This window comes from Corynebacterium qintianiae (assembly GCF_011038645.2).
GTDB lineage: Bacteria > Actinomycetota > Actinomycetes > Mycobacteriales > Mycobacteriaceae > Corynebacterium > Corynebacterium qintianiae.
Genome location: NZ_CP064955.1, coordinates 1,521,221 through 1,544,674, shown reverse-complemented (window position 1 = coordinate 1,544,674; position 23,454 = coordinate 1,521,221). Strand labels below are relative to the sequence as shown.

Here is a 23,454-nt window from a genome sequence, read left to right as displayed (position 1 = left end):
CCCCAGTAATCTGGGGCCATGGCTGATATCGGTACTTACCCTGGGCAAGGCCTGGGTCTTCCTGAGAATGGAGCGGGAGCGCAGGCGTCCGTGGCCCGCCGTGCAGGGGCGGTCGCCATCGACTGGGCCATCTGCTGGGCTATCGCCGGCTTTACGGTCAGGCTCACCGACCAGCTTGGCGACGTCGCCACGCTGACCTACATCCTCTGGCTCGTCCTCGGCATCCTCTGCGGCTGGTTGCTCGCCCGCACCCCGGGCATGGCGGCGCTCGGCATGGGCGTCGCGCGTGTCGACGCCCCGGGCCAGCGCGTGGGCTTCTGGCGCGCCGCGGTGCGCACCCTGCTCACCGGCTTTATCCTGCCCGCAGCCATGGTCGACGCCGACGGCCGCGGGATGCACGACCGCGCCACGGGCACGACCGTGATCCGCAGCTGACTACTTGCCCTTGCGCTCCTGCATGCGCCGCATCCTGCGGTTCATGCCGGACATGGACTGCGCGCCCTTCGGCATGGGCCCACCCGGCAACCCGGCGGGCTGGCCGGGACGAGTGCGGGCGTCCATCGCGTCGAGCTTGGCGGAGATGGAGTACACCTCGTCCTTCTTGTAGTTCTTCGGCAGCTTCAGCAGGGTCTTCTGCAGGTCGCGGATGCTGGTCTGGCCCTCTCCGTCGCCTACGTAGACCTCGTGGATCGGCACGCCAGCGAGCAGGCGGTCGACGCGCTTGTGCTCTTTCGCCATCAGGGACTTCAGGCGGTTCTGGCTGCCCTCGCCGACCAGCACGACACCCGGGTTGCCGACGACGCGGTGCACGGTGTCCATGTGCGTGTTCGCGGCCACCGCGGACTTGGTCAGCCACACGATGCCCATGGTGTTTCGCATGTTCTCCAGCGTCCACGCGGCCGCACCCGGAGTGTCGCCCACCTCGTCGTACATCGAGCGCTCGAGCCGGCGGGAGAACAGGAACATGGCGAGCACGGCACCCAGGATCAGGCCGATGACCAGCAAGAACCACTGCGCGTTGAACAGCAGGCCGATGAGGAAGAAAAGCAGGCCCATACCGAGCACGCACAGCACCATCAGGGGGATGAGCTTCTTGTCGCGCTTGCGCTGCAGGTTGAACGCCTGCCAGATCTGGCCGCGGGTGCTCTTGCGCTTCGCGCGCTTCGCCGCGCGCTCTTCCTGCTTGGCGGCCTTGGAAGCCACCTTATCCTTCGGGTCTGCCATGCCTCACACTCTATTCCACGTTGTTGAAATGGGGAAAGCGCCCGGCTCCTTTTCGGGAGCAGGACGCTTGTCGACGCCTCGGCCGACGCTACAGGTACTCAACCCGCGCGTTCAGGTGGAGCTTCTCCGGCTTGGAGGTGCTGCGCAGCTGGATGTCGACGTTGCCGGCCTCGTCGGGCACGACCCACTCCGCGACGCGGGTGGGGATGACGACGGGCTTGTAGAACTCAACGCGGTAGCGCAGGGCGCCGCTGAGCTTGCCCTCCAAGAATCGCAAGGCCGCTGCGGCGGAGTACATGCCGTGGGCGATGATGCCCGGGAAGCCGAACAGCTTCGCGCCGATGTTGGAGGTGTGGATCGGGTTCTTGTCTCCCGACGCGTCGACGTAGTTCGACACCGTCTCCCCGGTGACCTTGATGTGGCCGTTAGCTGCGAAATCGGGCAGCTCCGGGGAGCCGAGGCGGCGTCCGTCATCGATTCCGCGGGTGGTCACAGACACGGGGGCGCCTTTGGCGAATTTTTGCCCCTGGCCGAGGAAGGTGGACACCTGGGTCCACACCGGCTCGCCGTACGCTGAACCCTCGCCGCCCTCGAGGTAGACCTCGGTGATCATGTCGATCAGCAGGCCCTTGCGGTGCGGTCGGAGGCGCTCTCCGCGGGCGCGCACCGTGTAGGTCTCGCCGACGCGCAGAGCGCGCCGCTGGGTGATCTCGTTGGCGATGTGAACCGCGCCCGTCGGGGCGAACGGGAAATCCTCGCGCGCCATCAGGTCCATGATGACGGGAAATGTGACCACGAAGAAGTAGGTCGGCGGAACTTCGTCGGACAGGCGCAGGCCCGTCGCGCGGGTGTAGGCGGCGAGCTTGTCGACGTCCACCGTCACCCCACGGACCTCCGAGCGCGAGCTCGGGTCCGCATCGGCCACGTGGGTGGTGCCCACGACGGGCAGCATGCCGAGCTTGATCTGGTTCATCACCTTGTCCAGATCCGGGACGCTGTTGAGAACTGTGTACTCGCTCATCGGGCTACGCTCCCAGCATGCTCTGGCCGCAGACGCGGACGGTGTTGCCGTTGACGGAGGTGGAGGCGGTGGACGCGAAGTACGCCACGGTCTCGGCGACGTCCACCGGCTGGCCGCCCTGCTGCAGGGAGTTGATGCGGCGGCCCACCTCGCGCGGGCCCGTCGGCATCGCCGCGGTCATGTCGGTCTCGATGAAGCCCGGTGCCACGGCGTTGATGTTGCCGCCAATCTCGGCGAGGCGGTCCTTGAGGGAGTCGACGAAGCCGATCACGCCGGCCTTGGTGGTGGCGTAGTTGGTCTGACCGCGGTTGCCGGCGATGCCGGAGGTGGAGGAGACGCCGATGACGGCCGGCTTCTCACCCAGGGCGCCGGCGGCGAGCAGCTTCTCGGTGATGCGTACCGGGGCGATCAGGTTGATGTTCTGGACCATGTTCCACTTGCTGTCATCCATGTTGGCGAGCAGCTTGTCGCGGGTCACGCCGGCGTTGTGGACGAGCACGTCGATCTTCTTGCCGTAGCGCTCCTGCGCATGCTGGGCGAGCTTGTCCGCGGCTGCCGGGTCGGTGACGTCGAGGGGGAGTGCGGTGCCCTTGACTTTGTTGGCGGTCGCGGTCAGTCCCTCGCCGGCCTGCGGAATGTCCACGCAGATCACGGAGGCGCCGTCTCGCGCCAGGGTCTCGGCGATGACCGCGCCGATGCCGCGGGCAGCGCCGGTGACCACGGCCAAGCGGCCGGCGAGCGGCTTCTCCCAGTCGGCCGGGGCCTCCGCGGGTGCAGGGGTGACGCGGATGACCTGGCCGTCGACGTAGGCCGACTTGCCGGACAGCAGGAATCGCAGGGTGGATTCAACGGTGCTGAAGTTGGAGGAATCGATTGCCGGGTCGACGTAGACGAGCTGCACCGTGGCGGCCTTGCGCATTTCCTTGGCCAGGGAGCGGGTGAAGCCTTCGAGGGCGCGAGCGGCGATGCGTGCGTCGGCGTCGTCGATAAGCTCGGGCGTGGTGCCGATGACCACGAGGCGCGCGTTGTCAGCGACCTTCTTTATCTGGGGGTGGAAGAAAGAGTGCAGCTGGTTGAGGTCCTCGGGGCGGGTCAGCCCCGTTGCGTCGAAGACAATACCTGCGCGCGGGGAGTCTGCCTCGGCTTTGAGTAGTTTGTACGGCCCTTCGAGCACAGTGTTGAGGGCGTCGGTGAGACGGCCCTGGCCGCCGACGACGATGGGCGCGTGCAGTAGTGGCTCGCCCTGCTTGTAGCGGCGCAGGGGGTAGCCCTGCGGGACACCCGCCTTGGCCGCAAGCGGGGAGTTGATGAGTTGTTCGAGGAAGCTCTTCTTGGCCACGGTGTACTCCTTGTGGATTCTGGTGTGTGCCGGTTAAGTTCGTGATTTACCTTACAGCACTACTCTTTTGTGTTGTATGGTACAACGAGAAATATCCTCAACAACCACCTTCCTCCAGTTGAAAGCAGGGAAAGCACAGTGAACCAGCCCCGCAAAGTCGCCATTCTCGGTGGAAACCGTATCCCCTTCGCGCGTTCCAACAAGGAGTACGCGAACGCATCTAACCAGGACATGCTGACCGCCGCCATCGACGGGCTCGTCGCGCGCTACGGTCTGCAGGACAAAGAGCTCGGCCTCGTCGCTGGTGGCGCCGTGCTCAAGCACGCGCGCGACTTCAACCTCGTGCGCGAGTGCGTCCTCGGATCCGCCCTGGCACCGACCACGCCCGCGTTCGACCTCCAGCACGCCTGCGGCACCTCGCTGACGTCCGCAATCCAGGTCGCCGACGCCATCGCAATGGGTCGCATCGACGCGGGCATCGGCTGCGGCACCGACACCACCTCGGACGCGCCCCTGGCCGTCAACGACACCCTGCGCAAGACCCTGATCAAGGCGTCCAACGCGAAGAAGCCGGCCGACCAGCTCAAGCTGTTCGGCTCCATCCGTCCGAGCCAGCTGGCACCGGAGCAGCCGCAGAACGGCGAGCCCCGCACCGGCCTGTCGATGGGTGAGCACGCCGCCATCACCGCCCGTGAGATGGAGATCTCCCGCGAGGCTCAGGACGAGCTCGCGGTGGCATCCCACCACAACCTGGCCAAGGCGTACGACTCCGGTTTCTTCAACGACCTGGTCACCCCGTTCCTTGGCGTCCAGCGTGACACAAACATGCGCCCGGATTCGAGCGTCGAAAAGCTGTCCACCCTCAAGCCCGTGTTCGGCAAGAAGGACGCTATCCAGCACGGCGGTACCGCCACGATGACCGCGGGTAACTCCACCCCGCTGACCGACGGCGCGGCAGCCGTCCTCCTCGGCACGGAGGAGTGGGGCCGCGAGAACGGCCTCGAGCCGCAGGCGTACATCGTGGACTCGGAACTCGCCGCCGTCGACTTCGTCAGCGGCAAGGACGGGCTGCTCATGGCGCCCACGTACGCCGTGCCCCGCCTCCTCGAGCGCCAGGGTTTGACCCTGCAGGACTTCGACTTCTACGAGATCCACGAGGCTTTCGCTTCGCAGGTCCTCGCCACCCTGAAGGCGTGGGAGGACGAGACCTACTGCCGCGAGCGCCTCGGCCTCGACGCTCCCCTCGGTGCTATTGACCGCTCCAAGCTGAACGTGAAGGGTTCCTCGCTCGCAGCCGGTCACCCGTTCGCCGCCACCGGTGCCCGCATTCTCGCATCCGCAGCCAAGACACTCGTCGAGAACGGCGGGGGCCGCACCCTCATCTCCGTCTGCGCCGCCGGCGGCCAGGGCGTTGTCGCCATCATTGAGCGCTAAATTCTCCCACTACGAAAGGTTGAACCCATGTCTCTTCCCAATGCCACGAAGGAAGACGTCAAAGACGCCAAGCACCTTGCCACCGACACCACCAAGGCCAGCGGCAACCCGGAGTCTAACCAGCCCTCCGTGCTGCCTTCGACCCCGGATGTCAACGCGGTCGAAGATCTCGCGGATCTTCTCGACGGCCCCTTCAAGGAGCGTAAGGAGGCCCTGCGCGAGCTAATCAACGATCCGTTCCTCCTGCCCCGCGTGGAAGGCACTCTCGACGAGATTCGCGCCGACAACCTCGAAAAGGTCAAGATCGTGGCTGAGAACGGCCGCATCCAGGAGTCGTTCTCCCCGCTCAACGGTGGCCAGGGTCAGGTGTCTGCGGGCGTGTCCTCCCTCGAATTGCTCGCCCAGGTGAACAACTCCACCTGCATCAAGTCGGGTGTCCAGTTCGGTCTGTGGGGCGGCGCCATCGACGCCCTGGGCACCGAGCGCCACATCGAGTTCGCCAAGGGTGCGATGGATCTGTCCAAGCTCGGCTGCTTCGCGATGACCGAGATGGGCCACGGCTCTAACGTCCAGCAGCTCGAGACGACGGCGACCTATGACCCGGAGACCCAGGAATTCGTCATCAACTCTCCGACCCCAGGTTCGAAGAAGGCGTACATCGGCAACGCAGCCCGCGACGGCCGCTGGGCGGCAGTGTTCGCGCAGCTCTACACCCCCGACTCCGATGAGTCCAAGGGCGTGCACTGCATCATTGTCCGCATCCGCGAGGAGGACGGGACAGACGCGCCGGGTGTCACCACGTCCGACCACGGCCACAAGGGCGGTTTGCTCGGCGTGGACAACGGCATGATCACGTTCGACCACGTCCGCGTCCCGCGCGAAAACCTGCTCAACCGGTTCGCAGACGTCGCGGAGGACGGCACTTACTCGTCGTCGATCGATTCCATGAACCGCCGGTTCTTCACCATGCTCGGCACGCTCGTTCGAGGCCGACTCGGAGTGGGCGCCTCGGCCGCAGGTGCAACTCGCGCCGGCCTCGCCCTCGCGGTGAAATACGCCAACATCCGCCGCCAGTTCGAGGCGGGTGACCCCGGCCAGGAAGAGCGATTGATCGACTACCGCCAGCACCGTCGCCGTCTCCTCATCCCGCTGGCAAAGTCCTACGCCCTCGCGATGTTCCAGAACAACCTGCTGGAGCGCTTCCAGGAGTACACCGACGCCGTGAACGCCGGTGAATGGGATCCGGCGAACCCGACGGAGCAGCAGTCGTTTGCGAGCCGTGAGACGGAAACCCTCGCGGCGTTCTTCAAGTCCGCGACTGCGACACACGCCAACGAGACTCTCCAGGAATGCCGCGAGGCCTGCGGTGGCGCCGGGTACATGTCCGAAAACCTGCTCACGACCTTCCGCGCCGATGTGGACATCTTCACCACCTTCGAGGGCGACGACACGATCCTGCGCCAGTTGGTGGGCAAGAACCTCCTCACCGCGTACGGCAAGGAAATGTCGGAGATGTCGCCGTTTGGAATGGCGAAGTATGTCGTCTCCAACATCGGTGATTTCCTGACGCGCCGCTCCGGTATTGCCGCCAGCGTGCAGTCCATCTCGGACCGTGTGGCGGGAACGGGTTCCCTGTTCGACGCCGAGACCCAGCTTCGCGTCGTTCAGTCGCGCGAAGAGCACGTCCTCAACTCGCTGGTTCGCCGCGTCCAGGTCGCGCGCAAGATGGACCGCAAGGACGCCGCAAAGGTGATCAACCGGGCCCAGGATCACCTGCTCGAGACCGCGATCGCCTACGGTGACCGCATGCTGGTCCAGTCGATGATCGACGCTGAGGACCGCTTGCCGGAGAACTCGCCCGCGCGCCAGGTATTCGAGCAGCTGCGCCACCTGTTCGCTCTCGAGACCATTGTGAAGAACGCCGACTGGTACCAGGAGCACGGCGTGCTTCCGGCCGGACGGGTCAAGGCAGCGAAGGCAGCAGTCAACGACCTGGTCGACTCCCTCGCTCCGTGGTCCGAGGTGCTCGTCGACGCTTTCAAGATCCCGCAGGTCGTCCTCGACCGTCCGATGATGGTCAACGGCGGCACCGATCTGAGCTAAGTCTGACCAGCCGCAAAAAGCGCTGAGATTTTCCCACGGAAGATCTCAGCGTTTTTTCATGCCCAAAATTCGCGCAAAATGACGCTGACGTCTTCGTGTCGAAGATCTCAGCGTCATTTCAGACAGTTACCCGGTACGTATACGCGCTGACGTCTTCCCGGGGCGCGGGGAGGTTTAGCGCGTTACGACGGGCGTGTCCTTCGACAGCCCGTACTTACTCAGCAGGGTGGATGCTTCTTGGGCCGTGTCACCCTGCGACGTCTCTGCCAGATGCTTGAGGTTCTCCGGCAGCTCGAGACCGCGGTGCTCCATTGCCTCCGTGTACAGCTTGCCTGCGCGGTAGGACGAGCGCACGAGCGGCCCGGACATCACCGCGCCGAAGCCCATCTCGTACGCAGCGTCGCGGTACTCGATGAATTCCTCCGGCTTCACCCAGCGCTCGATGGGGTGGAACTGCGGCCCCGGGCGCAAATACTGGGTGATGGTGATGATGTCGGTGCCGGCGCTGACGAGATCGTTCAAAGACTCCATGACTTCGTCCCGCGTCTCGCCCATCCCGAGGATGAGGTTGGACTTGGTAATCAGCCCGAAGTCGCGCGCCTGGCGGATTACGTCAAGGGAACGCTCGTAGCGGAACGCAGGGCGGATGCGGCGGAAAATGCGCGGCACCGTCTCAACGTTGTGGGCGAAGACCTCGGGGCGTGCCTCAAAGACCTCTTGGAGCAGGTCGGGCTTGCCGGAGAAATCGGGGGTGAGGTTCTCCACGCCCGTGTGCGGGTTGAGCTCGTGGATCTTGCGCACCACCTCGGCGTAGAGCCAGGCGCCCTCGTCCTCGAGGTCGTCGCGGGTGACGCCGGTGATGGTGGAGTAGTTGAGGTTCATCTCGCGCACGGACTCGGCAACGCGCAGCGGCTCGCCCCGGTCCAGGGGCTCCGGCTTCGCGGAGTTGATCTGGCAGAAGTCGCACCGGCGCGAACAGTTCGCACCACCGATAAGAAAGGTCGCCTCGCGCGACTCCCAACACTCGTGGATATTAGGGCAGCCGGCCTCCTGACACACCGTGTGAAGGGACGCTCCCGCCACCTTCTTCTTCATGTCCTCGTATTCGGGCCCAGTCTTCACGGCGTTGCGGATCCACCGCGGCTTCGCCTCGATCGGGGTCTGCGCGTTTCGCTTCTCCACGCGCAGCAACTTACGGCCTTCAGGTGCAACAGTCACTCCTCCAGGGTATAGGCCGTGTCAAGTAGCTACAGGATTCGGGTCAGTCCTTTGGACGGATCCGGGGCGGAAGCGAACGTGTGGTTCTCCACGGCGAGATCTCCCGACAGGGCGCGATCCAGGGCGTCGATAAGCGTTTGGCTCATGTCGCCGATGGTGACGTCGCGGCCGAGTTCGAGGCTCAGTGTTGTCACGTCGGCGTCATTGATGCCGCAGGCGACGATGTGGCGGTACGCATCAAGCGTGTTGTTGCAGTTGAGGGAGAGCCCGTGCATGGTCACCCCGCGGGTGACGCGGATGCCCAGGGCCGCGATCTTGCGGTCGCGAGCCGGAGCCTCAGGGCTCGCGGCGCGGGAGGTGTGGGGGACCCAGACGCCGGAGCGGCCGTCGATACGCCCGGCGGTGGTCACACCAGCGCCGCGCACCGTATGGATGATGGCCTCCTCGAGGCGGCGCACGTAGTCCACCACGTCGACGGGGTCGGCGAGTTTGATGATGGGGTAGACCACCAGCTGGCCCTCGCCGTGCCACGTGATGCGGCCGCCGCGGTCGACTTGGACCACGGAAGCGTCGTCCTCCGGCATGTCTTCTGGCTGGGTGCGTTTACCTGCCGTGTACGTGTACGGGTGCTCGAGGACGAGCACCGTGTCACCGATCTCGCCGGCGGCTCGTTTGGCAGCCAGATCGGCTTGCAGATGCCACGCCTCGGTGTAGTCGATGGTTCCCAGGTGCTGAACGTCCAACGGCCCACCCGAGGAACGGATGGGCTCGTGGGCCGGGAAGAAGGGTTCGCGCGGGGCTGTCATGCCCCACACTCTAGTCGCTGATTAGACGCCGTTTGACGCGGCGTACTCGTCCGCGTTCATCAGCGGGCCGACAGCGGCGATAGTGACCTCGAAGAGCCAGCCCTCACCGAACGGGTCCTTGTTGATGAGCTCGAAGTTGCCGTCAATCTCCTCATTGACGGCGGCGACGGTTCCGGTGACGGGGGAGTAGAGGTCGGAGACGGACTTGGTGGATTCGATCTCACCGCAGGTCTCACCGGCGGCTACCTCGTCACCGACCTGAGGCAGGTCAGCGAACACGACCTCGCCCAGGCGGTCCGCGGCCACGGAGGTGATGCCGACACGTACGACGGCGCCCTCCGCGACGTCCTGCGGCGCGTTGATCCACTCGTGGTCCTCGGAGTAGGAAAAGTCTTGGGGCAGCGCGTTAGCCATGGTTAGGAATCCTTTCGGGAGTAGAACGGTGTCTCACTGATAGTAAACGGGTAACGGCGTCCGCGGATGTCAACCTCGACGTCGGTGCCGATGTCCGCGCGGTTCGGATCGAGATGCGCCAGAGCGATCGGGTGGCCGAGGCTTGGCGACGGTTGGCCGGACGTGATCACGCCTATCTTCTCGTCACCGATGAATACCTCGGCGCCTTCGCGGGCGGCGCGGCGCTCCGACGACGTCAGGCCTGCGATGACGACGGAGGGCTCGCGCCCGGTCAAAGCTTCCTTACCGACGAAGTCGGCTTCCTTCTTCGCGAAGGCGCGACCCATGCCGGCCTCGACCGGGGTGATGTCGGCGGACAGCTCGTGACCGTAAAGCGGCATGGACGCCTCGAGGCGCAGCGAGTCGCGGGCGGCGAGGCCGCAGGGGGTGCCGTGGCCGATGACGGCCTGCCAGACCGTCGTCGCGTCAGCGAAGCTGGAGTAGATCTCGAACCCGTCCTCGCCGGTGTAGCCCGTTCGGGCGACGATGACGTCGATGGCGTTAGCACCCTCCCCGAGCTTCATCTCGCCAGCGGAGTAGTAGGACAAGTCGCCGGGTTCGCCGCTGACAAGCGGCTCGAGCACTTCGAGGGCGCGCGGGCCTTGCACGGCGATGAGCGCAATCTCTTCGCTACGGTTTGACAACTCGATGTCGAAGTCACCGACGCGGGATTGGAACGCGAGCCAGACAGCGTCGGTGTTCGCGGCGTTGGGGACGACCAGGTAGTGGTCGTCGGCGAGCTTGTAGCTGATCAAGTCGTCCAGGATGCCGCCGTTTTCAGCGACGATCATGGAGTACTTTGCCTTGCCCACCTTCAGAGTGGACAGGGAGGAGATCAGGGCGTAGTCCAAGAAGGCACCGGCGTCCGGGCCCTTGACGTCGATCTCTCCCATGTGGGAGAGGTCAAAGATGCCCACGTCACCGCGCACGGCGCGGTGCTCCTCGAGCTCGCTGCCGTACTTCAGCGGCATGGTCCAGCCGCCAAAGTCGGTGAATGACGCGCCTAGGGCCTCGTGCGCGGACTTGAGTGGTGATTCTGGCATGTTCGAGCCTTCCTTACTTCTTGTTTTCTTCGGTGACGACGACATCGACTTCCTCAACCGCTTCGGGCTCTATATCGAAAGCCTCGGGCGGCGGGCAGGCACACTGCAGGTTGCGGTCGCCGTAGGCCTCATCAATGCGGCGCACCGGCGGGAAGTACTTGTTGTGGATCAGCCCGTCGACCGGGTAAGCGGCCTGCTCACGGCTAAATTCGTACGGCCACTCGCTGCGGGTCACGCTGTAGGCGGTGTACGGGGCGTTGTGCACGACAGACTTCTCGTACTCGACCTTGCCATCGACGATCTCCCGAATCTCGGCTCGGATGCTGCGCATAGCTTCAACGAAGCGCTTGAGTTCAGCGAGGTCCTCGGACTCGGTCGGCTCCACCATGAGCGTGCCAGCGACGGGAAAAGCCAGCGTGGGAGCGTGGAAACCATAGTCCACCAGGCGTTTGGCCACGTCGGTGGCGGTGACGCCGGACTCCTCGGCGATGCCGTTGAGATCAAGGATGCACTCGTGGCCGACCAGACCTGCATTGCCGGTGTAGAGGATCGGGTAAGAGTCCTTCAGCTCGTTGACGACGTAGTTCGCCGCGAGCACCGCGTTCTGGGTGGCCTTCTTCAGGCCCTCCGCGCCAGTCATGGCGATGTAGGCCCAGGAGATGGGCAGGACACCGGCGGAACCGTAGGTGGTCGAGGAGATGGGCACGCCCTGACCGACGGGGACGTCCTCGGAGGCGTCCTCGCGGGAGATCTGCGGGTCAGCCGGGAGGAAAGGAACGAGGTGTTCGGCGACACCGATCGGGCCGACGCCTGGGCCACCACCACCGTGGGGGATAGTGAACGTTTTGTGCAGGTTCAGGTGGCTGACGTCGCCGCCGAAGTCTCCCGGGCGGCCGATGCCGGTCAAGGCGTTCATGTTCGCGCCGTCGATGTAGACCTGCCCGCCGGCGGCGTGGACCTTGTCCGCCACGGTCTGGACGGTGTCTTCGTACACACCGTGGGTGGACGGGTAGGTGAGCATGATGGCGGCGACACGTCCCGCGTGCTGCTCCAGCTTGGCGTCGAGGTCCGCGAGGTCGATAGAACCGTCCGCGGCGGTCTTGACCACCGCGACGCGCAGGTTCGCCAGCGTTGCGGAGGCCGCGTTGGTGCCGTGCGCCGAGGCCGGGATGAGGCAGATGTCTCGCTCGGAATCACCGTTGGCCACGTGGTAACGGCGGATGGCCAACAACCCGGCCAACTCGCCTGTCGCGCCGGAGTTCGGCTGCACGCTCACGGCTGCGTAACCGGTGAGCTCGACCAGCCAGTCGGACAGCTCAGAGATCAGCTCGCGCCAACCCGCGGTGTACTCGTCCGGCGTGAACGGGTGAACGTTAGCGAAACCCGGCCAGGTAATGGACTCCAGGCCCGCGGTGGGGTTGAGCTTCATCGTGCAGGAACCCAGCGGGATCATAGTGCGGTCCAGCGCGAGGTCCTTGTCGCCCAGCCTGCGGATGTAGCGCATCATCTGGGTCTCGGAGTGGACGGCGTTGAACGTCTCGTGGGTGAGGAAGTCCGTGGTGCGCTTCAGCTCCTCCGGCAGGCGGTTTTCACCTGCGGAGACAGCGCCACCGAAGGCCTCGACCAGCACAGCGAGGTCCTCATCCTCGGTGTCCTCGCCGAAGCTGACCACGACGGCGTCGGCGCCGATGGTGCGCACGAGGTAACCCTTCTCGGCCAGGGAGTGCTTGATCTCGTCGGCGCGGCCCGGCACCTCGACGGTCACCGTGTCGAAGAACGCTGCGTGGCGGATGGTGCCCTCGCTTATCGACGCCGCGAAGCTTGCGGCCCGCTCATGGATCGCGCGGGCGATTGCGGTGAGGCCCTGCGGGCCGTGGTAGACCGCGTACATCGACGCGGTGACGGCCAGCAGCGCCTGCGCCGTGCAGATGTTGGACGTCGCGCGTTCGCGGCGGATGTGCTGCTCGCGGGTCTGCAGCGCCAGGCGGTATGCGGGGTAGCCCTCAGCGTCCACGGACACACCCACGAGGCGGCCCGGCATCTGCCGCTTCAGCTTGTCGGAGACAGACATGTAGGCGGCGTGCGGACCACCGTAGAACAGCGGGACGCCGAAGCGCTGAGTGGTGCCGATGGCGATGTCTGCGCCGAGCTCGCCTGGGGACTCGAGCAGTGTCAGCGCTAGGATGTCGGCATCAACGGCGGCGAGGCCGCCGCGGGAGTGGATCGCCTCAATGATCGGGCGCGGGTCGACGACGTCGCCCTCCGTGCCCGGGTAGGCGATCACGACACCGACCAGGTCCTCGCCGACGACTCCCCGGGTCAGGTCGGCCACGTCGACCTCGAGGTCGATGGCGCGTGCGCGCTCGGAGGCCACTGCGATGACCTGCGGGTGCAGGCGTGCGTCGAGAAGCACTCGGCGGCCCTTCTTCACCGCGCGCGACATGAGACCGATGGCCTCGCCGGCGGCGGAGGCTTCGTCGAGAAGAGACGCGTTCGAGACCGGCAGGCCGGTGAGGTCCTGCACCATGGTCTGGTAGTTCAACAGCGCCTCGAGGCGGCCCTGCGAGATTTCCGGCTGATACGGGGTGTAGGCGGTGTACCAGCCTGCGTCCTCGACCACGCCGCGGCGGATCACCGGCGGGGTGAGGGTGGAGGAGAAGCCTTGGCCGTAAAAGGCTTTGAGGACGACGTTTTTGTCCGCCAGCTCGCGCAGGCGAGTCTGGGCCTGCTGCTCGGTCAGCGGCGCGGGCAGAGTGATCTCTTCCTGCGCCTTGATGCCGGGCGGCATCGCGGTGTCAACCAGGGCGTCGAGGCTGTCGTAGCCCAGGGCGGAGAGCATCTCCCGCTCCTCGGATTGGTCGGGCCCAACGTGACGGGAAATGAATTCCAACGCGTACTCCTTGAATGGGTGTGCAGTAATACCCATCAGTCTAACGAGTGCCCGGACACCGCCGTGCCCAGTTGGTGGCTTTAGACACAAAGGACCCCCTGGGAAGCGAATCCCAGGGGGCCGGAGGCGAAGTTGAGGAGGGTTTAGAGGCCCAAGTCGTCCTCGAAGTTGCCGGTCTCGATGCGGTCGCGCACGGTGGTGATGAAGCGTCCCGCGTCGGCGCCGTCGACCAGCTGGTGGTCGTAGGTGAACGGCAGGTAGGTCATCTGGCGGATCGCAATCGCGTCCACGCCATTTTCGGTCACGACAACCGGGCGCTTCTCAATCGCTGCGGTGCCCAGGATTCCGGCCTGCGGCGGGGTGAGGATCGGGGTGTCCAGCATCGCACCGGCGGAGCCAATGTTGGTCACTGTGAAGGTCGCGCCGGAGAGGTCATCCGGGCGCAGCTTCTTGTTACGCGCTCGGTCGGCCAGGTCGGCGATGCCCTTCGCGATGTCGGCGAGGTTCATCTTGTCCACGTTCTTCAGCACCGGAACGAGCAGGCCCTGGGGGGTGTCCACGGCGATGCCGATGTTGACGTCGCCGTGGTAGGTGATTTCCTTGGCCTCGGCGTTGTAGGAAGCGTTGACGTTCGGGTGGGAGACAAGTGCCTCTGCGGCGGCCTTGACGAAGAACGCCAGGTAGGTGATGTTTACACCGTGCTTTTCCACGAACTTCGGCTTCACCTTCTTGCGCAGCGCGGCGACGGCGGTGACGTCGACCTCCTGCACGTGCGTCAGCTGCGCGGTGGTCTGCAGGGACTCGACCATCTTGGAGGCCGTGATCTGACGGATGCGCGAGACCTTCTGGGTGGTGCCGATGAGCTCCTGCTTGGAGGCGTCGACGCCCGCGGTGGACCAGTTCGCGCGCGGGTCCTTGGGTGCCGGTGCGGATTCCGAACCGGACGCGGACTCGGGCTCGACGGAATCGCCCTCAGCCGCGGCCAGAACGTCCTGCTTGCGGATGCGGCCGCCAACGCCGGTGCCCTCGATGGAGTTGAGGTCCACGCCGTGCTTGTCGGCAAGCTTGCGCACTAGCGGAGTGACGTACGGGACCTTGTCGCCGCGGTTCTCCAGCTTGGTGGAGGCGGCGGAGGCGTTGGTAGCCTTCTCCTCGGCGTCATCCTTCTTCGCGTCATACTCAGAGCGCTCGTTGGCGGCGGAACCCTTGGCGGCCTTCTCTTCCTTCGGCGCCGGGGCTTCCTTCTCCACCGGCTTATCCTCGGCCTTATCCTCGTTTGCTGCCTCGGCCTCGGTGGAGCCGGACTCGTTGGAGTCGGCAGAGTCTCCGGAAGCTGCGGCCTCGGCGTCTCCGATGACGACGATAACCTCGCCCACCTCGACAGTGTCATCCTCCTGGGCCAGGATCTCGAGAATCGTGCCCTCAACTGGGGACGGGATCTCGGTGTCGACCTTGTCGGTGGAGACCTCAAGCAGTGGCTCGTCCACCTCGACCAAGTCGCCCACCTGCTTCAACCAGGTGGTAATGGTGCCCTCGGTGACGGATTCGCCGAGCTCCGGCATCTCGACCTTGGTGGACTTGCCGGAACCCTTCAGGTTGGTGGAGGACTTGTGTTCCGCGTCCTTCTTCGGGGCGTCCTCGGGGTTGGTGCCCTCGCCTGCGGCGGAGTTGTCCTCGGTGACTTGTTCGTCCTCGTCGGCGACGTTCTCCTCGCCGCGGTTGACCTCGCTATCGGAACCTGCGGGAGATCCTGCCGCGTCGGAGTCACCGACGCGCGCGATGACCTCCCCGACCTCGACGGTGTCATCCTCCTGGGCGAGAATCTCGAGCAAGGTGCCGGCGACCGGGGAGGGGATCTCGGTGTCGACCTTGTCGGTGGAGACCTCGAGTAGCGGCTCGTCCACCTCAACTTCGTCGCCGATCTCCTTGAGCCAGGTGGTGATGGTGCCCTCGGTCACGGACTCGCCTAGCTCCGGCATCTGAATGTCGGTAGCGGAACCGGAAGCACCGCCTGACTTCTTCGCGGACTTCTCAGCCGGCTCATCGGCCTCGTCCTCCGAGGGGGAGTCGCTGGAGGCGGAGTCGTCAGCGGCGTCAGCCTGATCCTTGGCAGGTGCGGAATCGCCGGCGGTGTTCTCGCCCTCCTCGCCAATGACGACGATGACCTCACCGACCTCGACGGTGTCGTCCTCTTCGGCCTTAATCTCCAAAATCACACCTGCGACGGGCGACGGAATCTCGGTGTCGACCTTGTCCGTGGAGACCTCGAGCAGCGGCTCATCGACGTCGACGGTGTCGCCGACTTCTTTCAGCCACGTGGTAATCGTGCCCTCGGTTACCGATTCGCCCAGCTCGGGCATCTCGACAGAATGCGCCATGGTTTAGTCTCCTCGCAGGTAAGTTAAGACGTGATCTACAAGGCTTCAGACTACCCGTTTCCCTTGTCGGCCGTCGTTCGTGGGGGGTCGTAAGATTGGTGCCGTGTTCAACATTTTCGGCAAGCGGAAGTCGGCCTCCCCTCTGAAGCCCCCGAGGGGCCCGGGTGAGACGATCCGTCCAGACGACGCGCAACATCTCACACAGTGGGCGAGCGGCCGCGCGTTCGTCGAGGGCTACGTTGAGCCGGAAACGGTGGTCAATGAGATGTCGGTCGTGCTTGTCGACGAAGCAGGTAACTTCACCCGACGCCGCATCGGCGGCCCGAAGGGCATCGACGCAGTGGCGCAACTGCTGGGCATTTCGCTTTACGACGTCGAGGAGACCGGCTACCCGGAACGCATGCGCAGGAAGATGGAGCAGGACCGCATTCTGCGCAAGCGCGCCGAACAGCGGGAGCGCCGCGCCAAGTTCGAGCGCGGCGAGAACCCTTTCAGTTAATTACTGCCCGGTGAGTTCGCGGCCAGTTCGCACAGGGCCTGCACAATGGTGCGCGCAGGCGCTCCCGTCGCACGCTTCGGGGTGTAGCCGTGCGCGCCATCGGTGTTCCACGACGGCCCCGCGATGTCCATGTGCACCCACTGGGTGTCCGCGTGGATGAAGCGCGACAGGTAGAGGCCCGCGAAAAGCATGCCGCCGGTGCGGGAGTTGTGGACGTTGCGCATGTCGGCAACGGGAGAGTTCAGCTCCTCCTCCTGCTCCTCGAGCAGGGGCATCGCCCAGGCGTTCTCGCCGACTTCACGGCCGAGCTCGGCGACACGGTCGCGGAACTCGTCGGAACCCATTACCGCGGTGGTGCGCGCACCGAGGGCGACGAGTTGCGCGCCCGTCAGGGTTGCGACCTCGATGAGGTAGTCGGGCGCGTCCTCGGAGGCGCGGGCCAGGGCATCGGCCAGAACGAGCCGTCCCTCGGCATCGGTGTTGAGCACCTCACTGGTCAATCCGCCGTAATGGGTGATCACGTCGCCCGGTCGGGTGGCGGTGCCCGACGGCATGTTCTCCGCCAGTGGCAACCACGCCTCGACGCGCGCGGGCAGGCCGAGGCGAGCTGCGGCGGCGATCGCAGCGAGCTGTGCGGCGGAACCGCCCATGTCGGAGATCATGTTCTCCATCTGCGGGGCGGGTTTGAGAGAGATGCCGCCCGTGTCGAAGGTGATCCCCTTGCCTACGAGCGCGATCTTGCGTGCGCTGGCGGTGGCCTCGCCAGCGTCCCAGACGAGGTGGACCAGGCGCGGCGGGCGGGAGGACCCCTTGCCGACGGCGACGATACCGCCGAAGCCGTTGGCCTCCAGGTACTCCTCGTCGTAGACCTCGATATCGAGGCCGGACTGCGCGGCGACCTCCTCCATCACGCGGGCGTATGACTCGGGGTAGAGGAGGTTTGCCGGGGTGTTGACGAGATCGCGGGCTAGCAGGGCGGACTCGGCCACGATAACGGCGCGGTCGAAGTCCTCGCGCGCGTCCTCAGAACCGCCGACGACAGTGATGCGCACGGGGTCCACGGAGGCGTCCGTGTCCTGACCGTGGGACTTCAACCCCGCGTATGAGTACCCGCCGAGCAAGAGCCCTTCAACGATCGGGCGGATGCCAAGCTCGGAGGTGATCGTGGCGTGCGCAACCCCCTTCAGGGAACGCGCGAGGACACCCGTGGCGCGGCGGACGGCTTCCTCGTTGATTTCGTCGGAATCGCCGAGTCCGAAGGACAGCGTGACGTGGTCGTCGATAAGCAGGCGCGTCACCTCGCCCTGCTTGCCCGTAGCCCCCACCTTCTCCAGCGATTCGAGAAGTGTCTCGGCGCTAATCGCGGTGACAGGTAGCTCTAGCCCATCACCACAGGCGACGGGGACGAGCAGAGCTCCCGGATCGGACGGGACTTCGGGGGCGAACTCCAGCTCTACCGTCGTTCCGCGGGCGGGAAGCGATACCTCGAACGTCATGTCGGTGACAACCCTTTCTGTCGGGAATTCAAAATAGCGGCTTCCCACAACCGTACCCGGTGCGGGGAGTAGAGTATGCCGCATGACCGCCCCTAACTTGCCTGAATTCACTGTGACGAACAACCCCAATGCAGCCACGGACGCCGCTCGCGAAGACGTGTTGCGCGCCCCGAAGTTCGGTCAAGTATTCACGGACCACATGGTCACCATCGATTGGAACCCAGAGCTCGGGTGGCACGACGCACAGGTTCGCCCGTACGCGCCGATCGCCCTGGACCCGGCCGCGAGCGTGCTGCATTACGGCCAGGCGATCTTCGAGGGGCTCAAGGCCTTCCGCAACCGCGGCGGTGGCATCACTACGTTCCGCCCCGACCAGAACGCACAGCGTCTGCAGGCGTCGGCGCGCCGTCTCGCCATGCCGGAACTGCCCGAGGAATTGTTCCTGGAGTCACTGCGTCAGCTGGTCTCGATCGACGAGGCCTGGGTGCCGGCGGCGGGCGGGGAATCTTCCCTGTACCTGCGTCCGTTCATCATCGCGACGGAAGCGTCGCTCGGGGTCAAGCCCTCGTCCACCTACACCTACTACCTCATCGCCTCGCCCGTCGGCGCCTACTTCACTGGCGGAGTTAAGCCCGTGTCGGTGTGGATCTCCGAGGACTACGTCCGCGCCGCGCCGGGCGGCACCGGCGACGCCAAGTTCGCAGGCAACTACGCCGCGTCGCTTCTCGCGCAGTCCCAGGCGGAGGAGAAGGGTTGTGACCAGGTCGTGTGGCTCGACGCAATCGAACGCAAGTACATCGAGGAAATGGGTGGCATGAACCTCATGTTCGTCTACGGTTCCGAAGACGGCGCTGGGGACGGCGCTTCTGGTGTCACTATCGTCACCCCCGCGTTATCCGGCTCCCTGCTCCCGGGCATCACCCGCCGTTCGCTGCTCCAGGTCGCCCGCGACCTCGGATACGCCACTGAGGAGCGCCGGATCAGCGTGGACGAATGGCGCGAGGGCGTCACTTCCGGCGCGATCAGCGAAACCTTGGCCTGCGGCACCGCGGCCGTTATCACCCCGGTGGGCAAGGTCATGTCCAACAGCGGCGAATTCATCATCGGCGGCAACGAGGCCGGCGACGTGAGCATGAAGATGCGCAAGCGCCTTCGCGCTATCCAGGAGGGCGAGGTGGAGGATACCCACGGCTGGAACTACGTCCTAGTGGATTCGCCCGCCAGCTAGTCCGCGCTACTCCCTCCGGCCGCCCAGCTCCTCTCCCGCGAGCTCGGCGGCCGCGTTAATCACGGGCAGAGCCAGCATGGCGCCGGCGGCCTGGCCGGTGGACATGTCCAGCGCCAGCACCGGAGTCAGGTCGAGCGCCTGCACGCACACCGCGTGGCAGGGCTCGGGGCTGAGTTGGCCCGCGATGAGCCACCGCTTTGTGCCGGGCGCGAGCTTTTCCGCGACGTAGGCCGCGACGGCGACATATGCGCCGTCGACAAGCACCGGCGTGCGGCGCACCGCAGCCTGCGCGATGAGGGCGACGAGAGTGACGAAGTCGGGGGCCGAGACAGAGCGGAGCACCTGGGGCACGTTGTCGCGGAAACCGCGGGCGCGGAACATCGCGTCGCGCACGGCGGCGACCTTCACTTTCCAGACCTCGTCATTAATGCCGCTGCCGCGGCCCACGGCGACAACGGGCTCGGTGTAAGTCAGGGTGCCGAACACCGCTGCCGCCACCGTCGTGTTACCCACCCCGAGGTCGCCCGGAATGATGAGGTCCGTCCCCGCGTCGACCTCCTGGTCGGCGACCTCGATACCCAGCGCCACAGCCCGATCGAAGACCTCCGCGGCCATAGCGTCCTCGACGTCGATGGCGCCGTGTGGCGCGTCGGCGAAGTCGTCGACAAGCCTTAAAGTGCAGTCGGCCAATCGTGCCACGAGGTGGGCAGGGCCCCCGCCCGCGCGGAGTTCCTCGACTTGCACGGCGGTGGCCTCCGGCTTGAAAGCTGACACCCCGCGCTCGGCGACCGCGTGGTTGCCTGCGACGACAATGGCCCGCGCGCGGGCGAACGGCGAGGGAGTCTCGGTGCCTTGGCAGGAGGCTACCCAGGCCGCGATCTCGCGGAGACGGCCGAGGGAGCGACCGCGCACCGAGCTGCCGAGGGCCTCGCGTGCGCGTGCGCCGGCTGCCTCGTCGGGCAGATCCACAGCCGCGAACATCAGCCGACCTTCGATCCTGCCACAACCTGCGGCTTCGGTGAGCGCCACTTGCGGGGCTGCGTCGCGCGGGAGAAGGCGTACATGCCGAGTCCGAAACCAGTCTCATCGGTGTCCGGGAACTTCTGGCGCACTGCCTTGTTCGCCGAGCGGCCTATAATGAACGCCTCCGCGATGATGGTCAACATGAACGCCATGGAGACGAATGAAATGATGTTGGCGACCTGCGGAGACGCGAAGGTGACCAGGAATGTGAGCACCAGGATGAGCAGCGCAATCGGCATGACCCAGTTGTTGATGAAGTATCGCGAATCCACCCAGTCGCGCACGTAACGACGGACCTCGCCCTTGTCGCGGTCCATGAGGTAACGCTCGTCGCCTGCATCCATCTTCGCCTGCATCTCGCGGTTGGAGGCGCGGCGCTCATCGCGCTGGCGTTTCTTGTAGGCCTTCCACTCCTCCTTGGACATGGACTTTTTCAGCTCCTTGTCCCTTTGGTTCTGCTGCGCAGGGGTCAGGGCGGCCGGGTCACGGACAACGCCGCGCTTAACTTCTTGCTCAATGCGTTTTGGGGTAGGGCGGCCCTTCGGCGGCGTGTAACCCTTCGGAAGTTTCGTCCCCTCACGGGTGCCGCGGGTCGATTCAGGAGCATGGGACTTGGCCTCAGACTCAGCTGTCACCTGCGGCAGCTCGACCTTGGTGGAGCCAGCGGCATGTTCGGGGTTCTCGGGTTTCTGCCACGGAAGTTTCACGCCCTCAAGGTTACTAGGCTGGGCAGACATTCCGGGAATACAGGCCGAGCCGTCGGCGTTGCACAGAGGGACGCGGGCAGTAGGTAGTCTGGTCCGCAGGATCTTCCACAGTTTGTCAAGGAGTTTTCAATGACTGCACCCACCTCCGCCACCGGCGTGACGCTGACCGATGCTGCCGCGGCCAAGGCCAAGGCACTGCTCGACCAGGAAGGCCGCAACGACCTTGCGCTGCGCATCGCCGTGCAGCCGGGCGGCTGCGCCGGCCTGCGTTACCAGCTGTACTTCGACGATCGCGACCTCGACGGCGACAAAGACGACGTCATCGGTGGCGTGCGTCTCGTCGTCGACAAGATGAGCGTGCCGTACCTCATGGGAGCGACCATCGACTTCGCCGACACCATCGAGCAACAGGGCTTTACCATCGACAACCCGAACGCCGGCGGCTCCTGCGCCTGCGGCGACTCCTTCAACTAGCGCCCAGCGCGCGAGCTAGTCGACGCCCCCGCGTACGCGAGGGCGTCGATTTTTTGGCGCTGCTTGCGGGCGTTAGAGCCTGACGGGGTAGTCCCTGCGCTCGATGTTCGGATCGATGCGGTGCTCGACGAAAATGCCGTGCCACACCATGAACGCCAGCACCGTCCACAAGCGGCGCGAGTGGTCGGAGACACCGTCGCGGTGCTCCTTGAGCATTTCGAGAACCTCCGGTTTGTTGAAGATCTCGTCGGTCTGGGAGTCGCGGATGGTGTCCTGGGCCCAGCCGTAAAGCTCGTCCCCGGCGAGCCAGTGGCGCATGGGCACCGGGAAGCCGAGCTTCTTGCGGTGCAGCACGTGCGCGGGGACGATCTGCTCCATCGCCTTGCGCAGGGCGTACTTGGTAGTGCCGTGCGCAATCTTCTGGTCGAACGGGATCGTCTGAGCGACTTCAAAGACCTCTTTGTCCAGGAAGGGGACGCGCAGCTCGAGCGAGTTGGCCATGTTCATCTTGTCGGCCTTGACCAGGATGTCGCCGCGCATCCACGTGAACAGGTCGAGGTTTTGCATGCGGGCAACCGGGTCCATCGCGGTGGAGGCGGCGTAGATCGGCGCGGTGACTTCGCGGTGGTCCCACTCGCGTGCGGCCCACGGCAGAACCCGCTGGAGCTGCTCGAAGTTGAACGAGCGGGCGTTGCCGTAGTATCTGTCCTCAATCGGGGTGGTGCCGCGTTCGAGCAGGCTCTTGCCCTTCACCCCGTCTGGCAGGACACGGCTCAGGCGGTTCAGGCCGAGGGCGAGGGGAGCGGGTATTTTTTCGAAGGGCGCCAGGGACAGCGGCTCCTTATAAATGGTGTAGCCGCCGAACAACTCGTCCGCACCCTCGCCGGACAGTACGACCTTGACGTGCTTGCGCGCCTCCTGCGCAACAAAATACAGCGGGACCAACGACGGGTCCGCGACCGGGTCGTCGAGGTACCACATGATGGTGGGGATGGCGGCGGCGTACTCCTCAGGGGAGACGATCTTGACGATGTGTTCCACACCGATGGCCGCGGCGGACTCTGCAGCCACATCGACCTCGGAGTACCCCGCGCGTTCGAATCCCGTGGTGAAGGTGAGCAGGTTGGGGTTGTGGCGCTTAGCAAGGGCCGCGATGGCGGTCGAGTCGATGCCGCCCGAGAGGAAGGACCCGACGGTTACGTCAGCGCGCATGTGCTTTTCCACGCTGTCCTCCAGCGCGTGGGCGATGGCGTCGTAAAGCTTCTGCTCATCGCCTTTGGGTACAGGGGCCGACGTGAAGTGGGGCTTGAAGTAGCGCTGCGAAACCACCGTGCCTCCGGGGCGGAGCGAGACGGTGCAGCCCGACTCAACGCGACGGATCTGGGCGTGCAGGCTCTCTGGTTCGGGGACGTACTGGAGGTCGACGTAGTGCTCGATGGCGCGACGGTCAAGCTCCAGTCCCAGACCCAATGCCTTGGACATTTCGAGAATCGACTTCTTTTCCGATGCGAATACCGTGCCCCGGCCGGTGGTTGCATAAAAGAGCGGCTTGATGCCGAACTGGTCGCGCGCGGCGAACATGGTGCGGGTTTCTGTGTCCCAGATGACGAAGCCGAACATTCCCCTCAGGTGCTCCACCACCTCTTCGCCCCAGTGGTGGAAGCCGACGACAATGGGCTCGCCGTCGCCTTCGGTATTGAAGTTGTAACCCGCGGCCGAGAGCTCCTCACGCAGCTCTATGTAGTTGTATATTTCACCGTTGAACACGAGGGCGTACCGCTCCGGATTTTCGGCGGGACCCCAGCGCAGCGGCTGAGCAGAGTGCTCGAGGTCGATGATGGCGAGACGATTGAAGCCGAACACCGCGTCGTCGTCGTTCCAAGTGCCGGCGGCGTCAGGGCCGCGGTGGTACATGCAGGGTAATGCCTCCTCCACGGCACCGACGAAGTCCGATGCGTCACCGTTTGCGGCGAGAAAACCCACGAGACCGCACATGCGTCAAAGTCCTCCTATATATAAGGTCGCGCCGCGAGTGCGACGTGTTTTACCCAACAATAGGGTTTCGCCGACCGAGAGTGCGAACCGACCGGCCGGTGGGCAGGCATAATCGTTTCATCC

19 protein-coding genes are annotated in these 23,454 nt (G+C 65.2%); 6 read left to right on the top strand and 13 right to left on the bottom strand.

Going from position 1 to position 23,454, the window contains the following annotated elements:
* Positions 1-18: 18 nt before the first annotated feature.
* A complete protein-coding gene (locus G7Y29_RS07530) occupies positions 19-435 on the top strand; it encodes an RDD family protein (protein ID WP_165002680.1) in 417 nt (138 codons plus the stop codon).
* Here G7Y29_RS07530 and G7Y29_RS07525 read toward each other — a convergent pair whose 3' ends face one another.
* From G7Y29_RS07525 to G7Y29_RS07515, 3 genes are all read right to left on the bottom strand, one after another.
* Positions 436-1,224 carry a DUF4191 domain-containing protein gene (locus G7Y29_RS07525; RefSeq protein ID WP_165002679.1) on the bottom strand — a complete coding sequence of 263 codons (789 nt, stop codon included), beginning with the start codon at positions 1,222-1,224 and terminating at the stop codon, positions 436-438. It lies immediately after the preceding gene.
* 88 nt (positions 1,225-1,312) lie between these two features.
* Positions 1,313-2,245 (bottom strand): MaoC/PaaZ C-terminal domain-containing protein, encoded by a 933-nt coding sequence (locus G7Y29_RS07520; RefSeq protein ID WP_165002678.1) that lies wholly within the window; start codon positions 2,243-2,245, stop codon positions 1,313-1,315.
* Between the two features lie 4 nt (positions 2,246-2,249).
* Positions 2,250-3,584: a 3-oxoacyl-ACP reductase gene (locus G7Y29_RS07515; protein WP_165002677.1), complete on the bottom strand. Its 1,335-nt coding sequence runs from the start codon at positions 3,582-3,584 to the stop codon at positions 2,250-2,252.
* A 138-nt stretch (positions 3,585-3,722) separates the two neighbouring features.
* Here G7Y29_RS07515 and G7Y29_RS07510 point away from each other — a divergent pair, with 138 nt between their 5' ends.
* Both G7Y29_RS07510 and G7Y29_RS07505 read left to right on the top strand, forming a co-directional pair.
* Entirely contained in the window at positions 3,723-5,018 is a 1,296-nt protein-coding gene (locus G7Y29_RS07510) for an acetyl-CoA C-acetyltransferase (RefSeq protein WP_165002676.1), read from the top strand.
* 27 nt (positions 5,019-5,045) lie between these two features.
* Positions 5,046-7,121 carry an acyl-CoA dehydrogenase family protein gene (locus G7Y29_RS07505; RefSeq protein WP_165002675.1) on the top strand — a complete coding sequence of 692 codons (2,076 nt, stop codon included), beginning with the start codon at positions 5,046-5,048 and terminating at the stop codon, positions 7,119-7,121.
* Between the two features lie 174 nt (positions 7,122-7,295).
* Here G7Y29_RS07505 and lipA read toward each other — a convergent pair whose 3' ends face one another.
* From lipA to sucB, 6 genes are all read right to left on the bottom strand, one after another.
* A complete protein-coding gene (gene lipA / locus G7Y29_RS07500; protein WP_165002674.1) occupies positions 7,296-8,339 on the bottom strand; it encodes a lipoyl synthase in 1,044 nt (347 codons plus the stop codon).
* Positions 8,340-8,368: 29 nt separating this feature from the next.
* Positions 8,369-9,145, bottom strand: a complete 777-nt coding sequence (gene lipB / locus G7Y29_RS07495) for a lipoyl(octanoyl) transferase LipB (protein WP_165002673.1) — start codon at positions 9,143-9,145, stop codon at positions 8,369-8,371.
* A gap of 21 nt (positions 9,146-9,166) precedes the next feature.
* Positions 9,167-9,559, bottom strand: a complete 393-nt coding sequence (gene gcvH, locus G7Y29_RS07490) for a glycine cleavage system protein GcvH (RefSeq protein ID WP_165002672.1) — start codon at positions 9,557-9,559, stop codon at positions 9,167-9,169.
* Between the two features lie 2 nt (positions 9,560-9,561).
* On the bottom strand, positions 9,562-10,641 hold the full coding sequence (gene gcvT, locus G7Y29_RS07485; protein ID WP_165002671.1) for a glycine cleavage system aminomethyltransferase GcvT: 1,080 nt from the start codon (positions 10,639-10,641) through the stop codon (positions 9,562-9,564).
* A 13-nt stretch (positions 10,642-10,654) separates the two neighbouring features.
* On the bottom strand, positions 10,655-13,531 hold the full coding sequence (gene gcvP, locus G7Y29_RS07480) for an aminomethyl-transferring glycine dehydrogenase (RefSeq protein ID WP_165002670.1): 2,877 nt from the start codon (positions 13,529-13,531) through the stop codon (positions 10,655-10,657).
* A gap of 143 nt (positions 13,532-13,674) precedes the next feature.
* On the bottom strand, positions 13,675-15,909 hold the full coding sequence (gene sucB, locus G7Y29_RS07475) for a 2-oxoglutarate dehydrogenase, E2 component, dihydrolipoamide succinyltransferase (RefSeq protein WP_165002669.1): 2,235 nt from the start codon (positions 15,907-15,909) through the stop codon (positions 13,675-13,677).
* Positions 15,910-16,012: 103 nt separating this feature from the next.
* On the opposite strand from sucB, the gene G7Y29_RS07470 reads away from it, so the two are divergent.
* Positions 16,013-16,408, top strand: a complete 396-nt coding sequence (locus G7Y29_RS07470; RefSeq protein WP_165002668.1) for an oxidoreductase — start codon at positions 16,013-16,015, stop codon at positions 16,406-16,408.
* Here G7Y29_RS07470 and G7Y29_RS07465 read toward each other — a convergent pair.
* On the bottom strand, positions 16,405-17,904 hold the full coding sequence (locus G7Y29_RS07465) for a leucyl aminopeptidase (protein WP_165002667.1): 1,500 nt from the start codon (positions 17,902-17,904) through the stop codon (positions 16,405-16,407). The genes G7Y29_RS07470 and G7Y29_RS07465 overlap by 4 nt on opposite strands.
* An 82-nt stretch (positions 17,905-17,986) precedes the next feature.
* Between G7Y29_RS07465 and G7Y29_RS07460 the strand changes: the two genes are divergently transcribed.
* Complete coding sequence (locus G7Y29_RS07460; protein WP_165002666.1) at positions 17,987-19,132, top strand: branched-chain amino acid aminotransferase; 1,146 nt, start codon at positions 17,987-17,989, stop codon at positions 19,130-19,132.
* A 6-nt stretch (positions 19,133-19,138) separates the two neighbouring features.
* Here G7Y29_RS07460 and G7Y29_RS07455 read toward each other — a convergent pair whose 3' ends face one another.
* Both G7Y29_RS07455 and G7Y29_RS07450 read right to left on the bottom strand, forming a co-directional pair.
* Positions 19,139-20,113, bottom strand: a complete 975-nt coding sequence (locus G7Y29_RS07455; RefSeq protein ID WP_165002665.1) for a nicotinate-nucleotide--dimethylbenzimidazole phosphoribosyltransferase — start codon at positions 20,111-20,113, stop codon at positions 19,139-19,141.
* The gene (locus tag G7Y29_RS07450) at positions 20,113-20,862 is read right to left on the bottom strand and encodes a DUF3043 domain-containing protein (RefSeq protein WP_165002664.1); all 750 of its coding nucleotides are present in this window, start codon (positions 20,860-20,862) and stop codon (positions 20,113-20,115) included. The genes G7Y29_RS07455 and G7Y29_RS07450 overlap by 1 nt, the downstream gene beginning before the upstream one ends.
* A 129-nt stretch (positions 20,863-20,991) precedes the next feature.
* Between G7Y29_RS07450 and G7Y29_RS07445 the strand changes: the two genes are divergently transcribed.
* Positions 20,992-21,336 carry a HesB/IscA family protein gene (locus tag G7Y29_RS07445; protein WP_165002663.1) on the top strand — a complete coding sequence of 115 codons (345 nt, stop codon included), beginning with the start codon at positions 20,992-20,994 and terminating at the stop codon, positions 21,334-21,336.
* A gap of 72 nt (positions 21,337-21,408) precedes the next feature.
* Here G7Y29_RS07445 and asnB read toward each other — a convergent pair whose 3' ends face one another.
* Entirely contained in the window at positions 21,409-23,331 is a 1,923-nt protein-coding gene (asnB, locus tag G7Y29_RS07440) for an asparagine synthase (glutamine-hydrolyzing) (RefSeq protein WP_165002662.1), read from the bottom strand.
* Positions 23,332-23,454: the final 123 nt, after the last annotated feature.

Excerpts from the sequence above, each read along its gene's own strand:
- sucB (WP_165002669.1), bottom strand. The coding sequence starts at position 15,909 with ATGGCGCATTCTGTCGAGATGCCCGAGCTGGGCGAATCGGTAACCGAG.
- G7Y29_RS07445 (WP_165002663.1), top strand. The coding sequence starts at position 20,992 with ATGACTGCACCCACCTCCGCCACCGGCGTGACGCTGACCGATGCTGCC.
- G7Y29_RS07505 (WP_165002675.1), top strand. The coding sequence starts at position 5,046 with ATGTCTCTTCCCAATGCCACGAAGGAAGACGTCAAAGACGCCAAGCAC.
- gcvT (WP_165002671.1), bottom strand. The coding sequence starts at position 10,641 with ATGCCAGAATCACCACTCAAGTCCGCGCACGAGGCCCTAGGCGCGTCA.
- G7Y29_RS07455 (WP_165002665.1), bottom strand. The coding sequence starts at position 20,113 with ATGTTCGCGGCTGTGGATCTGCCCGACGAGGCAGCCGGCGCACGCGCA.
- lipB (WP_165002673.1), bottom strand. The coding sequence starts at position 9,145 with ATGACAGCCCCGCGCGAACCCTTCTTCCCGGCCCACGAGCCCATCCGT.
- G7Y29_RS07465 (WP_165002667.1), bottom strand. The coding sequence starts at position 17,904 with ATGACGTTCGAGGTATCGCTTCCCGCCCGCGGAACGACGGTAGAGCTG.
- G7Y29_RS07460 (WP_165002666.1), top strand. The coding sequence starts at position 17,987 with ATGACCGCCCCTAACTTGCCTGAATTCACTGTGACGAACAACCCCAAT.
- G7Y29_RS07520 (WP_165002678.1), bottom strand. The coding sequence starts at position 2,245 with ATGAGCGAGTACACAGTTCTCAACAGCGTCCCGGATCTGGACAAGGTG.
- asnB (WP_165002662.1), bottom strand. The coding sequence starts at position 23,331 with ATGTGCGGTCTCGTGGGTTTTCTCGCCGCAAACGGTGACGCATCGGAC.
- G7Y29_RS07530 (WP_165002680.1), top strand. The coding sequence starts at position 19 with ATGGCTGATATCGGTACTTACCCTGGGCAAGGCCTGGGTCTTCCTGAG.
- gcvH (WP_165002672.1), bottom strand. The coding sequence starts at position 9,559 with ATGGCTAACGCGCTGCCCCAAGACTTTTCCTACTCCGAGGACCACGAG.
- G7Y29_RS07525 (WP_165002679.1), bottom strand. The coding sequence starts at position 1,224 with ATGGCAGACCCGAAGGATAAGGTGGCTTCCAAGGCCGCCAAGCAGGAA.